Source organism: Acinetobacter sp. 25-47-130 (assembly GCF_056779705.1).
Genome location: NZ_JBWYII010000006.1, coordinates 13,127 through 27,808 on the forward strand (window position 1 = coordinate 13,127; position 14,682 = coordinate 27,808).

12 protein-coding genes are annotated in these 14,682 nt (G+C 43.1%); all 12 read left to right on the plus strand.

Annotated elements, in window-relative coordinates; all coding sequences use genetic code 11:
- Nucleotides 1–2 precede the first annotated feature (2 nt).
- The 12 genes from AC1M83_RS08730 to nuoN all read left to right on the plus strand — a co-directional run bounded on the left by AC1M83_RS08730 (nt 3) and on the right by nuoN (nt 14,573).
- On the plus strand, nt 3–683 hold the full coding sequence (locus tag AC1M83_RS08730; protein WP_035267257.1) for a NuoB/complex I 20 kDa subunit family protein: 681 nt from the start codon (nt 3–5) through the stop codon (nt 681–683).
- Between the two features lie 88 nt (nt 684–771).
- Nucleotides 772–2,559 (plus strand): NADH-quinone oxidoreductase subunit C/D, encoded by a 1,788-nt coding sequence (nuoC, locus tag AC1M83_RS08735; protein WP_035267259.1) that lies wholly within the window; start codon nt 772–774, stop codon nt 2,557–2,559.
- 12 nt (nt 2,560–2,571) lie between these two features.
- On the plus strand, nt 2,572–3,081 hold the full coding sequence (nuoE, locus tag AC1M83_RS08740; protein ID WP_035267260.1) for an NADH-quinone oxidoreductase subunit NuoE: 510 nt from the start codon (nt 2,572–2,574) through the stop codon (nt 3,079–3,081).
- The gene (gene nuoF, locus AC1M83_RS08745) at nt 3,078–4,409 is read left to right on the plus strand and encodes an NADH-quinone oxidoreductase subunit NuoF (RefSeq protein WP_035267262.1); all 1,332 of its coding nucleotides are present in this window, start codon (nt 3,078–3,080) and stop codon (nt 4,407–4,409) included. Before nuoE ends, nuoF begins: the two co-directional genes overlap by 4 nt.
- An 11-nt stretch (nt 4,410–4,420) precedes the next feature.
- Nucleotides 4,421–7,099 (plus strand): NADH-quinone oxidoreductase subunit NuoG, encoded by a 2,679-nt coding sequence (gene nuoG, locus AC1M83_RS08750; protein ID WP_035267264.1) that lies wholly within the window; start codon nt 4,421–4,423, stop codon nt 7,097–7,099.
- 3 nt (nt 7,100–7,102) lie between these two features.
- Nucleotides 7,103–8,113 carry an NADH-quinone oxidoreductase subunit NuoH gene (gene nuoH / locus AC1M83_RS08755; protein ID WP_035267266.1) on the plus strand — a complete coding sequence of 337 codons (1,011 nt, stop codon included), beginning with the start codon at nt 7,103–7,105 and terminating at the stop codon, nt 8,111–8,113.
- A gap of 18 nt (nt 8,114–8,131) precedes the next feature.
- Nucleotides 8,132–8,674, plus strand: a complete 543-nt coding sequence (gene nuoI / locus AC1M83_RS08760; protein WP_035267267.1) for an NADH-quinone oxidoreductase subunit NuoI — start codon at nt 8,132–8,134, stop codon at nt 8,672–8,674.
- Complete coding sequence (nuoJ, locus tag AC1M83_RS08765) at nt 8,674–9,192, plus strand: NADH-quinone oxidoreductase subunit J (protein ID WP_171076777.1); 519 nt, start codon at nt 8,674–8,676, stop codon at nt 9,190–9,192. Before nuoI ends, nuoJ begins: the two co-directional genes overlap by 1 nt.
- Entirely contained in the window at nt 9,192–9,500 is a 309-nt protein-coding gene (gene nuoK, locus AC1M83_RS08770; RefSeq protein ID WP_004695395.1) for an NADH-quinone oxidoreductase subunit NuoK, read from the plus strand. Before nuoJ ends, nuoK begins: the two co-directional genes overlap by 1 nt.
- Nucleotides 9,497–11,392: an NADH-quinone oxidoreductase subunit L gene (nuoL, locus tag AC1M83_RS08775; RefSeq protein ID WP_481590470.1), complete on the plus strand. Its 1,896-nt coding sequence runs from the start codon at nt 9,497–9,499 to the stop codon at nt 11,390–11,392. Before nuoK ends, nuoL begins: the two co-directional genes overlap by 4 nt.
- 1 nt (nt 11,393) lies before the next feature.
- Complete coding sequence (gene nuoM / locus AC1M83_RS08780; protein WP_092766950.1) at nt 11,394–13,013, plus strand: NADH-quinone oxidoreductase subunit M; 1,620 nt, start codon at nt 11,394–11,396, stop codon at nt 13,011–13,013.
- 3 nt (nt 13,014–13,016) lie between these two features.
- Entirely contained in the window at nt 13,017–14,573 is a 1,557-nt protein-coding gene (gene nuoN, locus AC1M83_RS08785; protein WP_035267275.1) for an NADH-quinone oxidoreductase subunit NuoN, read from the plus strand.
- Nucleotides 14,574–14,682: the final 109 nt, after the last annotated feature.

Here is a 14,682-nt window from a genome sequence, read left to right on the forward strand (position 1 = left end):
GGATGAAATATACATTAACCCGTGCGAATCCGGATGCTGATCAGTATCCACTTCAAGAGCGTATCGTTGTAGAAGATCCGCTTCTACAAGAAGAAGTGAATAAGAATGTGTTCATGACTCGTTTAGAGGATTTGGCGCATACAGCAGTAAACTGGGGTCGTAAAAACTCAGTTTGGCCGTTCAACTTTGGTACATCTTGCTGCTACGTAGAGTATGCAACGACTTTAACAGGCGTGCATGACTTGTCACGTTTTGGTGCCGAAGTAATTCGTGCTTCACCACGTCAAGCGGACTTGATGATTGTTGCGGGTACATGCTTCGTCAAGATGGCACCTGTAATTCAACGCCTTTATGAGCAAATGTTAGAACCTAAATGGGTGATCTCAATGGGTGCATGCGCAAACTCTGGCGGTATGTATGACATTTACTCGGTTGTACAAGGTGTCGATAAAATCATTCCAGTGGATGTGTATATTCCAGGTTGCCCACCGCGTCCTGAAGCATTAATCCAAGCGTTGATGTTATTGCAAGACCAAATTCAATTAGAGCGTCGTCCGCTTTCTGCGGTGATCGGTGATGATCTTAAGCCAGTTTATAAGCCAAAGATGCAGCCTGAACGTGACCGTAAGAATGCTGAACGTATTGCAGTAAAACACTTACGCTCTATGGATGAAATTAAATAATCTTAACGGCAAATAATATTGATGCACCCGCTTGGGTGTAATTGTCGTTTTGGTTGAATGAATTTGTATTAAATAGGAAGCCAAGCCAATGGCTGAAACTGACATTGCTATGCCAGAATCAACTCCAGTTGATTCACGCCCAGCATTTGCAATTGTAGAAGAGCTCAAAACCAAGTTTGGTGAGAATTTCTACGTGCAAACGACTTTTGAAGACTTTCCAACAGTCTGGGTTGAGCGCTCACGTGTACAAGACGTATTAATGTTCTTGCGTACAGTGTCACGTCCTTACGTGATGTTGTTTGACTTGTCAGCGGTAGATGAGCGTTTACGTACTCACCGCGATGGGTTACCTGCGTCTGACTTCACTGTGTTCTATCACTTGTTGTCACTAGAGCGTAATACGGATATTCGTATTAAAGTTGCGTTGAATGAGTCTGATCTCAATATTCCAACAGCAACCAACATTTGGCCAAATGCCAACTGGTACGAACGTGAAGCTTACGATATGTTCGGCATTAACTTCGAAGGGCATCCAATGCTCCGTCGTATTTTATTGCCAACGTATTGGGAAGGTCATCCGTTGCGTAAAGAATATTCTGCACGTGCGACTGAATACACACCTTATCGTCAGAACCAAGCGAAACAAGATTTCGAACAAGAGCATTTACGTTTTGTACCTGAAGATTGGGGTCTAAAACGCGGTAATGCTGATGAAGACTTCATGTTCTTGAACTTGGGTCCTAACCATCCATCTGCGCATGGTGCATTCCGTGTGATCTTGCAGTTAGATGGCGAAGAAGTGAAAGACTGTGTGCCTGATATCGGTTATCACCACCGTGGTGTGGAAAAGATGGCTGAACGTCAAACTTGGCATTCATTCATTCCGTATACTGACCGTGTTGACTACTTAGGTGGTTGTGCGCAAAACATGCCTTATGTGATGGGTGTGGAGCAGATGGCAGGGATCACTGTGCCAGAACGTGCGCAATGTATTCGTGTCATGATGTCGGAACTATTCCGTATTAATAACCACTTGCTTTATATCGGTACAGCGATTCAGGATGCCGGCGGTATGACCCCAGTATTCTATATGTTCGCCGATCGTCAAAAGATCTATGACGCGATTGAAGCAATCACGGGTTACCGTATGCACCCAGCATGGTTCCGTATCGGTGGTACTGCACACGATCTTCCAAACAACTGGCAACATTTGATCCGTGAAATTTTGGATTGGATGCCTAAACGTTTGAAGGAATATCATACTGCAGCACTTAAAAACTCGGTATTTGAAGGTCGTACCCGTAATGTTGCGCAATACGATGCAAAATCTGCATTGGCATGGGGTGTAACAGGTACAGGTTTACGTGCAACAGGTATTGATTTTGACGTACGTAAATATCGTCCATATAGCGGTTATGAAAATTACGACTTCGAAGTGCCTGTAGAATACGAAGGCGATGCATATGCACGTGTGATCGTTCACTACCGTGAAATCGAACAATCTTTAAAAATCATCAAACAGTGCTTGGATAACATGCCATCTGGTCCTTATAAAGCGGATCACCCATTGGCTGTTCCACCACCGAAAGATAAGACACTACAAGACATTGAAACTTTGATTACGCACTTCTTAAGCGTGTCATGGGGTCCTGTCATGCCAGCAGGTGAAGCATCTGTTATGGCGGAAGTGGTAAAAGGTGCATCGAACTACTACTTGACTTCAGACAAGTCAACGATGAGTTACCGTACCCGTATTCGTACACCAACCTTCACGCACTTACAGCAAATTCCTTCTGTAATTAACGGCAGTCTTGTATCTGACTTAATCATTTATTTAGCGACGATTGATGTCGTAATGGCTGACGTGGATCGCTAAGGGGTACGCATTATGATGATTTTGACTGATAAAAAGCCACGTGTGAATGTCGAAGGGATTTTAACTGCGGAAGAAATCCACGAAATCGAGCATCACATTGGTCATTACCCATACCCACGTGCGGCATGTTTAGATGCACTTAAATGTGTTCAACGTCGTAATGGTTGGGTGGATGATGCGCAAATGAATGCGATTGCGCAGATGTTGTCAATGAGCCTTGCTGATTTGGAAGGTGTGGCAACATTCTATAACCGTATTTACCGCCAGCCAGTAGGTCGCAACGTAATTTTGCTTTGTGATTCTATTGCTTGCTTCTTGATGGGTGCAGAAACTTTAGCAGAAGCATTCCAACGCGAACTCGGGATTTCATTTGGTCAAACGACTGCTGATGGTCGTTTTACTTTGCTCCCGATTTGCTGTTTAGGAAACTGTGATAAGGGTCCAACCTTGATGATTAATGAAGATACTCACGGCCTAGTAGAAGTTTCTTCAGTGAAACAGTTATTGGAGAAGTATGTATGAATACTGAACCAAAACCGATTTATGGCGACGGTAACCCAGAAACTCACCCATTAACATGGCGTTTGAGCAAGCAAGAATTTGTTCATAGTGTAGAAGACTATGAATCTCTTGAAGGGTATGAGGGTTTCAAGAAAGCACTCACAATGCCGCCTAAAGATGTATTGGAAATCATTAAAGCAGCGACTGTTAAAGGTCGTGGTGGTGCTGGTTTCCCTGCAGGGATTAAATGGTCGCTCATGGCGCCAAATGACAATTCAGGTCCTCGTTACTTGATTTGTAATGCCGATGAGATGGAACCAGGTACATTCAAAGACCGTTTGTTGATGGAAAAACTTCCTCATCAATTGATCGAAGGGATGTTAATTGCAGGTTATACACTTGAAGCAACCCATGGTTATATTTTTATCCGTGGTGAATACATCGAAGCTGCGAAGTATTTGAACCAAGCTTTAGAGCAAATTCGTGCCAAAGGTTACTTGGGTGAAAACATCCTTGGTTCTGGCTGGAACTTTGAACTACATGTGCACACTGGTGCGGGTCGTTATATCTGTGGTGAAGAAACTGCATTGATCAACTCGCTTGAAGGTCGCCGTGCAAATCCACGTACAAAACCACCATTCCCACAAGTTGCAGGTGCTTGGGGTCGTCCTACGATTGTGAACAACGTAGAGACCTACAATAACTTACCTGCAATTATGCTGCGTGGTCCTGAGTGGTATATCAATTTATCTGCAGGTAAGTCGAAAGATCCAGGCACTAAAATTTATGGTGCATCAGGTAAAGTGAAATTCCCTGGTCTTTGGGAGCTTCCATTCGGTACAACTGCACGTGAAGTGATTGAAGAACATGCGGGTGGTATGCGTGATGGCTTAAAGCTTAAAGCATGGTTACCAGGTGGTGCATCAACTGACTTTTTGGCAGCTGAACACATCGATCTTCCAATGGATGCGGAAAGCATCATGAAAGCAGGTTCGCGTTTAGGTACGTGTTTGCTCATGGTGGTTGATGAAACTCAATGTATGGTTTCAGCAACACGTAACTTAGAAGAATTCTTTGCGCGTGAATCATGTGGTTTCTGTACACCATGTCGTGATGGTTTACCTTGGGCGGTGAAAGCGCTTAAAGCACTTGAAGATGGTACAGGCAAGAAAGAAGACATCGATCATTTGCAAGAGCTTACACGTAAGCTTTGGATTGGTAAGACTTTCTGTGCTCACGCTCCTGGTGCTATGGAACCACTCATGGGTGCACTCAAATATTTCCGTGGCGAATTTGAAGCAAAAGTGGTGAATGCCGCTGCTCAAGTTAGCAACGTAGAACAAGCTTAAGGAATTCGACTATGGCTACAATTCATGTCGATGGCAAATCGTATGAAGTCAATGGCTCAGAGAACTTGCTACAAGCATGCTTGTCTTTGGGTATTGATATCCCGTACTTTTGTTGGCATCCATCCTTAGGTTCTGTCGGTTCTTGCCGTCAATGTGCTGTAACTCAATACGCGAATCCAGAAGATACTCGCGGTCGTTTAGTTATGTCATGTATGACACCTGCAGCTGACAATACCTACATCTCGATTGAAGACAAAGAAGCAAAAGATTTCCGTGCATCTATTGTTGAATTCTTGATGACGAACCACCCACATGACTGTCCAGTCTGTGAGGAAGGTGGTCATTGTCACCTTCAAGATATGACTGTGATGACACAACATGACCGTCGTCGTTACCGTTTCACGAAACGTACGCATTACAACCAAGAACTTGGTTCGTTTATTGCGCACGAGATGAACCGTTGTATCGCATGTTACCGTTGTGTTCGTTACTATAAAGACTACGCAGGTGGCACAGACTTCGGTGTATATGCAAACGCTTCACGTGTTTATTTTGGTCGTCCAGAATCAGGTACTTTAGAGTCTGAGTTCTCGGGCAACTTAACTGAAGTATGTCCGACGGGCGTATTCACAGACAAAACACACTCTGCACGTTATAACCGTAAATGGGACATGCAGTATGCGCCAAGCGTCTGCCAAGGCTGTTCTTCAGGTTGTAACATCTCTCCGGGTGAGCGTTATGGTGAATTACGTCGTGTAGAAAACCGTTTTAACGGTGAAGTCAACCAATACTTCCTGTGCGATAAAGGCCGTTTCGGTACGGGTTATGTGAACCGTGAAGACCGTCCACGTCAACCGCAATTCCGTTCAGGTAGCAATGTAGAGACTGTTTCAGTTGATACAGCGTTAGACACCGTGATTGAGAAAATCCAAGGCAAAAAAGTATTGGGTATTGGTTCTCCACGTGCATCTCTTGAGTCTAACTTTGCGCTTCGTGAATTGGTTGGACAAGCAAACTATTCAACAGGTATGTCTCAAAAAGAGCAAAACTTGGTTGAACTTGCTGCATCCATTATGCAAACTGAGGGTGTATATAACCCAGGTATGCGTGAAATTGAAAGTTACGATGCTGTCTTAATTCTCGGTGAAGATTTAACTCAAACTGCACCACGTATGGCATTGTCTGTACGTCAAGCTGCGAAAAACAAAGCCAAAGAAATGGCTGCAGAACGCCGTACACAAGAATGGTTGGCTGAGCCAGTACAACGTATTGCTCAAGACGAAAAATCACCAATTTATATCTTGGCTGCGACTCAAACACGTTTATCTGACGTAGCTACTGGTGAAGTCGTTGCTTCTCCAAATGATATCGCACGTTTAGGTTTTGCTGTTGCTGCGGCGGTGAAAGGTGAAAGTATTACCGGTTTAGAAGAAGATGCAAAAGCATTTGCTCAAACCATTGCTGACACTTTAAAAGCTGCAAAAAAACCATTGATTATCTCTGGTACAAGCTTGCAAGAAGCTGCAATTATGGAAGCTGCTGCACAAGTTGCACAGAATCTGGGTAATGCGGGTCTAACTTTGACTGTTCCTGAAGTGAACTCAATGGGCTTAGCAATCTTTGGCGGTAACAGCCTTGAGCAAGCATTTGCACAAGACTATGACACTGTCGTGATTGTAGAAAACGACCTTTATCGTCGTTTACCTGCAGTGCAAGTAGATGCTGCTTTGTCTGGTAAAGACGTGATCGTGCTTGACCATTCAGAAACTGAAACGGTGAAAAGAGCGAATATCGTTCTTTCTGCAGCGAGCTTTGCTGAAGGTGACGGTACTGTGGTATCTCAAGAAGGCCGTGCACAACGTTTCTATCAAGTATATGACCCAAGTTACTACAAACCAGAACTTGCGATCAAAGAATCTTGGCGTTGGTTACATGCCATTGAAACTGGCGTGAAAGGCAAAGCAATTTCTTGGACTGTGCTTGATGATGTCATCGAATCAGTTGCCAAGAATGTACCTGCGCTTGAAGCGATTCAAGATGTAGCACCAGATGCAGGATTCCGTGTCCATGGTCTTAAAGTGGCACGTGAACCACGTCGTTACTCTGGTCGTACTTCACTTCGTGCGCCGTTATCTGTCCATGAGCCTAAACAACCAACTGATCAAGACTCTGCATTAACATTCTCTATGGAAGGTTATGTCGGGAACCAAACGCCGTCAGCGTTAGTTCCATTTGCATGGTCAGCAGGTTGGAACTCGCCACAAGCTTGGAATAAGTTCCAAGAATCAGTGGGCGGTTCTTTAAAAGGTGGTGATTCAGGTATTCGTTTATTTGATCGCCTTGCGAAATTACCAGCACGCACATACGTTGCACCAGCACCAGTTCTTGTAAATGCTGAGAGTTTCCGCCTTGTTCCAATGCATCATATTTTTGGTTCTGGTGAATTCACAGTGAAAACACCTGCAATGGAGTCTCGTATTCCAGAAGCGGTATTTGCAGTGGGTGAGCAAGATGCAGCGCGCTTGAATGTGAAAGACGGCCAAAACATTACTGTGAAAGCAGGTGAGGCTTCGATCGTTCTTCCTGTTCAAGTCATTGAATATTTACCTACAGGTTATATTGGTTACCCAATTGGTCTCGCGCCAACGGTATCGTTAGCTGAGCCTGTATCAGTCGCGGTAGGAGCATAATTCATGGAACAAGAATTAATCCGTCAAACGCCGCTTTGGGCTGAGAACTGGCCAATTGCCTACTCTGTAGTTCAAGCGATTGTGATCTTGCTCGTTGTAGTTTTGATTGCTGCGTTGATGTCTTTCATTGAGCGTCGTTTACTTGGCTTGTGGCAAGACCGTTACGGTCCAAACCGTGTAGGTCCTGGGGGGATGTTCCAGATTGTTGCCGACATGCTGAAAATCATGTTCAAAGAAGACTGGACACCAAAGTTTGCAGATAAATTGACTTTCCGTTTAGCTCCAGCAGTTGCGATGGCAACTGCGGTGCTATCGTTCATGGTTATCCCTGTATCACCTTATTTAGGTGTTGCAGACATGAGTATCGGTCTATTGTTCTTTATGGCAATGGCGGGTATTGCAGTGTATGCAGTTTTATTTGGTGGTTGGTCATCAAATAACAAATATGCATTACTCGGTGGTCTTCGTTCAGCAGCGCAAACGATTTCTTATGAAGTCTTCTTAGGTATTTCTTTGATGGGTGTGGTTGCGATTGCAGGCTCATTCAACATGCGTGAAATCGTAGAAGCTCAAAAAGATGTATGGTTTGTTATTCCACAGTTCTTAGGTTTCTTAATCTTCGTGGTCGCTGGTGTTGCGGTAACGCATCGTCATCCATTTGACCAACCAGAAGCGGAACAAGAATTGGCGGAAGGTTACCATGTCGAATATGGTGGTATGAAGTGGGGGATGTTCTTCGTTGCGGAATACGTCAACGTTGTCCTGATCTCAGCTTTGATCGTAACCTTATTCTTCGGTGGTTGGTTAGCACCATTTGGTCTAGATTTCCTACCTCCAGCATTCTGGTTCATGATTAAAACAGCATTCTTTGTGATGATGTTTGTCTTGGCACGTGGTTCATTAATGCGTCCACGTTATGACCAAGTGATGAACTTTGGTTGGAAGATTTGTTTGCCTTTAGCGTTGGTCAACTTGTTGGTGACTGGTGCTGTGATTCTGATGAATCAGGCCTAGGACAGCAGGGAGAACATTATGTATAAAATTCTAGCTGGGTTTGGGTCAATTGTACGTTCGTTGTGGATGGTATTCAGCCACGCAACACGTAAACGTGACACTATTTTATACCCTGAAGTTAAAGCAGAAGAAATCGTTCCACCACGATTCCGTGGCCGTATCGTATTGACACGTGACCCAGATGGTGAAGAGCGCTGTGTAGCTTGTAACTTGTGTGCTGTAGCTTGCCCTGTTGGCTGTATTTCATTACAGAAAGCTGAGAAAGAAGATGGTCGTTGGTATCCGGAATTTTTCCGTATCAACTTCTCTCGTTGTATTTTCTGCGGTATGTGTGAAGAAGCATGTCCTACAACTGCTATTCAGATGACACCTGATTTCGAACTCAGTGAATACGTTCGTCAAGACTTAGTTTATGAGAAAGAAAACTTGCTCATTTCTGGTCCTGGTAAATATCCAGACTATAACTTCTACCGTGTAACGGGTATGGCTGTAGCTGGTAAAGACAAAGGTCAGGCTCAGCGTGAAAGCGCACCTGTCGATGTACGGAGCTTATTACCATGATGTGGCCATTTTATTTGATGGCACTTGTGGCCATCGTTTCTACGGTTCGTGTTGTGACTAATGCGAATCCAGTACACGCACTTTTAAGCTTAATCGTTTCGTTACTTGCAGTTGCTGGTATGTTCATGATCGTTGGTGCACCATTTGCAGGTGCACTTGAGATTATTGTTTACGCTGGTGCAATTATGGTTCTTTTCGTCTTCGTTGTGATGATGTTGAACCTTGGTTCTCAAACTGTTGAACAAGAACGTAAATGGTTAACATCTGATGCTTGGGCTTACCCTGCATTGATGAGCTTTTTAATGGGTCTGGTTTTAGTTTGGACAATGACTTCAGAGCACAGCATTTCTGGTCCTTTAATGGGTACAGAAGTTGTAGGCCCTAAAGAAGTTGGTCAAGCACTCTTTACACAATATTTATTATTGGTTGAAGTTGCCGCAATGTTATTGCTTGCTGCGTTAGTTGCTGCATTCCACTTAGGCAAACGTGAACCAAGTGCAGAAGAGGAAAAAGAATAATGGGTAATATCCCTTTAGAGCATGGTTTGATTGTTGCAACCATTCTTTTTGCACTCGGTTTCTACGGTGTAATGGTGCGACGCAACCTTTTATTTATGTTAATGAGCCTTGAGATCATGATGAATGCAGCAGCGCTTGCATTCGTCCTTGCTGGTAGTGCATGGGTGCAACCAGATGGTCAGATCATGTTTATCTTGATCTTAACGCTTGCTGCGGCAGAAGCGTGTATCGGGCTTGCGATCGTCCTTCAGTTCTATCATCGCTTCCATCATTTGGATGTAGATGCTGCTAGTGAGATGCGCGGATGAGTTTATTAGCATTAACCATATTATTTCCGCTCATTGGTTTTATCCTTTTAGCGGCAGGGCGTAATAAGCTTCCTGAAATTGTAGCTGCCATTATTGGTGTGGGTTCAGTTGGTCTTTCTGCACTATGTGCATTATTGGCTGGTATGAATTTCATCAACAGCGGTGAAACATCTCAAGTGACTCACCTTTGGTCTTGGTTCAGTGTGGGTGGTTTTGAACCAGGCATTAGCTTGCACTTAGATGGTTTATCTTTACTTATGCTTGGCATGATTACGGGTGTGGGTTTCTTAATTCATATCTTTGCATCATGGTATATGCGTGGTGAAGAAGACTTTGCACGTTTCTTTTCTTACTTCAACTTATTCGTAGCAAGCATGTTATTGCTTGTGTTGGGTGATAACCTTGCGTTGTTATTCTTAGGTTGGGAAGGTGTTGGTCTGTGCTCATACTTGCTGATTGGTTATTACTACCAAAATCCAGCAAATGGTGCTGCTGCAATTAAAGCATTCACCGTGACACGTATAGGTGACGTTTTTTTACTCATCGCATTGTTCTTAATTTTCCAACAATTTGGAACATTGAATATTGCTGAAATCGTTGCTGCTGCGCCTGTGGTAATGACACAAAGCTCATCGTTAACCATTTGGACTGCATTAATGTTGTTCTTGGGTGCTGCAGGTAAATCTGCGCAAATCCCATTACAAACATGGTTAGCAGACGCGATGGCGGGTCCTACACCAGTATCTGCATTAATCCATGCTGCAACAATGGTAACAGCAGGTGTTTACCTATGCTGCCGTATGTTTTCTGTATTTGAAATGGCACCAGAAGTCATGGTGTTTATCTCAATCACAGGTGCGGTAACATTATTAGTTGCAGGTTTTGCTGCACTGGTTCAAACAGACATCAAACGTATTCTTGCTTACTCTACAATGAGTCAGCTCGGTTATATGTTTATGGCTGTAGGTGCTGAAGCATACCAAGCAGGCTTGTTCCACATGTTGACTCACGCATTTTTCAAAGCGTTGTTGTTCTTGTCATCAGGTGCGGTGATTCTTGCATACCATCACGAACAAAACATTTTCAAAATGGGTGGTTTGTTCAAGCGTAATAAATTCTTATTTGCTTGTTTCGCGATCGGTGGCGGTGCCTTAGCAGCGATTCCATTCTTAACGATTGGTTTCTTCTCAAAAGACGCAATCTTGGCGGCTGTGTGGACACAAAGCCATATCGCAGGCTTACCTGTATTCAATACATTGTATTGGGTCGGTGTTGCTGGTGCATTCTTAACATCAATCTACACGTTCCGTTTAATTTGGATTGTGTTCTTTGGCGAAGAGAAAACGCCTTATCACGAAATCAAAGGTGCAACTTACTGGGCTCCTTTAGCGATTCTCGCTGTCCTTTCTACAGGTTTGGCAATCGTACTTAAAGCGCCAGTCATGAGTATTCTTGATGCAGCACAAATCCCTGCATTTGTTATTCCTGAAGCGCTAGAAGCTGGTGCGCATGGTGCAGAATATGTCGCTATTGCAATCGCACTTGCTGGTTTAGCGGTTGGTGTTGTCTTATTTGCTTTTGCTTATAAAGCAGTTCAAGGTTTTGCTCGCACTTCATTGGGTGCTGGACTTGCAAATATCTGTCGTAATGCGCTTGGTTTCGATGCGTTATATGACCTCGTGTTTGTAAAACCTTACTTATTTATTGCAAAAATGATTGGTCGTGACCCGATTGATGGCGTATGGCTTGTATTGCCAGCGATTGTTAAAGGTGGTCATAGCTTCACTAGTTCACGTCAAACAGGTTCTTTGCGTGAGTACGCATCGAGCATGGCGTTCGGTATCGTGGTGATTATCATGATTCTGATCGTGACTCAGATCGTGGGGAAATAAGATGGAAAACATCAATAACTGGTATTTACCCGCGCTGATCCTCATTCCGTTCATTGCTGGTTTTATTTGTTGGGTCGTTGATAAATTAGATCAACACCTACCACGTTATATCGCACTTGTGGGTATGCTCATTACTTTGGGCATGACCGTTGCTTTATGGCAATCAGGTACCTACAGCTACCAAATTGGTGAAACTGTACCGACTTGGTCTGCAGAGTTCTATGTACCTTGGATTCAAACCCTTGGCATTAACATCCACTTAGCGGTGGATGGTCTTTCACTTCTCATGGTCGGTTTAACTGCTTTACTAGGTGTATTGGCGGTTGGCTGTTCTTGGGGTGAAATTCAGAAGAACGTTGGTTTCTTCCACTTAAACCTTTTATGGTCTTTAGGTGGCGTGATCGGTGTATTCTTGGCTGTTGATTTGTTCTTGTTCTTCTTCTTCTGGGAGATGATGCTCGTTCCAATCTACTTCTTGATTGCACTCTGGGGCCACAAAGGTGCTTCTGGTAAATCTCGTGTTTACGCTGCGACTAAATTCTTTATTTACACGCAGGTGGCTGGTCTGATCATGTTGATTGGTATCTTAGGTCTTGTGATCTACGGTTTCATGATGACAGATACAATCAGCTTCAGTTATAACCATTTACTCGCTGTTGCGAATACATTGGATGCTAACCCACAAACGTCATCAATTGCCTTTGCATTTATGATTTGTTTGTTTATTGGTTTTGCAGTCAAACTTCCTGTTTTCCCATTGCATGGTTGGTTACCAGACGCGCACGCACAAGCACCTACAGCAGGTTCTGTAGACCTTGCGGGTATCTTAATTAAGACAGCGGCTTACGGTTTACTTCGTTTCGTCATTCCATTCTTCCCAGTTGCTTCAGCGCAGTTTGCTGATGTAGCAATCATTTTCGGTTTAATCGGTATCTTCTACGGTGCTTGGTGTGCTTTCCAGCAAACCGATATGAAACGTTTGTTGGCGTATACGTCGATTTCACACATGGGCTTTGTTTTACTTGCAATCTACGCAGGTAACATCCTGACCTTCCAAGGTCTGATGGTCATGATGTTGGCTCACGGCTTATCGTCAGCAGCATTATTCATTATGTGTGGTCAAGTGTATGAGCGTCTTCACACACGTGATTTACGCTTGATGGGTGGTATTCGTGGTCAATTCCAGTATTTACCATTCTTCTTGATGTTCTTTATTGCTGCGCTTGTAGGTATCCCTGGCTTAGGTAACTTCATTGGTGAGTTCCTCATCTTGATGGGTGCATTTGCTCAATTCCCTACATTCACGATTATTGCTGCGATCAGCTTAGTATTTGCGGGTCTATATGGTTTAATCCTGATTCATAAAGCGTTATTTGGTGTGCCAAACGAAGAGCAAAAACAACACTATGCGAACCCATTAAAAGATCTTAATGCGCGTGAGCTTGGTATTTTGTTAATTTGTGCGTTCGGTCTGTTATGGCTTGGTTTGTATCCACAAAGCTTCCTTGATATTTCAGAATCAAGTTTGGCTTGGATTGCGAATAGCTACATTCCAGTACAAGAAGTAGTTGAAGTGGTTGAACAAGCCACAACTCAACTCGAAAATGTGGAGATGCAATAAGTCATGAACTTCACACTATCATTTTCTGAGCTAATGCCATTAGCTCCTGTGATGATTGTTGCTTTAACAGCAATCATCGTAATGATTTTGACTGCAATCAAACGTAATCATAATTTGATTGCGACAGTATCTGTTATCGGTCTTAACCTTGCATTGTTGAATATTCTATTCACGTTGTTTACAGGTTCTCAGATCTCACCAAATGTCATGAACCTATTTATGGTTGATGCTTTTGGTCTGTTCTATCAAGTGATTATTTTGATTGCTGCATTGGCTTGTTGCACACTGTCACATGCATATATCGAAACCTATAAAGATAATCGTGAAGAACTTTATCTATTAATGTTGATCTCTGTTTCAGGGGCAATGTTAATGGTAACAAGTTCACACTTTGCATCATTCTTCATTAGCTTAGAGTTAATGTCGATTCCAGTGTACGGTCTGATTGCTTATACCTACCAACGCGGTAAGTCACTCGAAGCGGGTATTAAATATCTTGTACTTTCAGCAACTGCTTCTGCAATGTTGTTGATGGGTATGGCTTATGTTTACTCAGTTCTAGGTTCATTATCATTTGCGGGTCAAGTGGATGATATGTTCTGGGCGTTAACTAAGTCTCAAGATCCTCAATTGATGATGGCGCTGCAAGCTTATATTCCTCAATTTGGTGAGAAACTTACCACTGTATTTGGAATCTTAGGTCTTGGTTTAATCATCGCAGCTGTTGCATTTAAATTGTCTTTAGCGCCATTCCATAAATGGACGCCAGATGTGTATGCAGGTGCTCCAGCACCAATTGCAACATTCCTTGCTACTGTAGCTAAAGTTGCAATGATTGGTTTATTCGTACGTTACTTACTGTCTTCAGGTGTAATTGGTATCGAATCGATCAAAACGATTTTGATCGTCATTGCAGTGTTATCAATCTTGATTGGTAACATGCTTGCAGTGAAACAAGTGAACTTAAAACGTATTTTGGCATACTCGTCAATTGCGCATTTTGGTTACTTATTCCTTGCTGTTGTTACGACATCTTTCTTAAGCTTAACGTCAGTAAGTTTATATGTATTAACGTATGTATTAACGACGATTGGTGCGTTTGGTGCTGTAGCGTTGATGTCTAGCCCATACAACAACAATGACGAAGCAGAATCACTTGCAGACTACCGTGGTCTATTCTGGCGTCGTCCAGTATTGACGGCAACACTGACTGTGATGATGCTATCTCTTGCAGGTATTCCGTTAACTGCAGGCTTCATCGGTAAATTCATGCTGATCATGACAGTTGTGTCTGAAGCACATTGGTTCTTCGCTGCGATGATCATTGTGGGTTCTGGTATTGGTCTATACTATTACCTACGTGTCATGATCGTCATGTATATGACGCCACCAGACACACCACGTATTGATGCTGATAAACATTGGGGTCAAAAAGTGGGTGGTATTATGGTATTGCTTGCTGCGCTTGCAGTGCTTGTAATCGGTGTATATCCAGATCCAGTCATTGCGATGGCAAATCAAGCACAATTGATCGCGCCATTACATATCGTTCTTCAATAGTTGATCGATTAATCTAAAAAAACTATTGTTGTTAACAAAAAAAGCCCTCATTCATTGAGGGCTTTTCTTATTTCTTATATTAAAAACATTTATAATAGACAGAATTTAC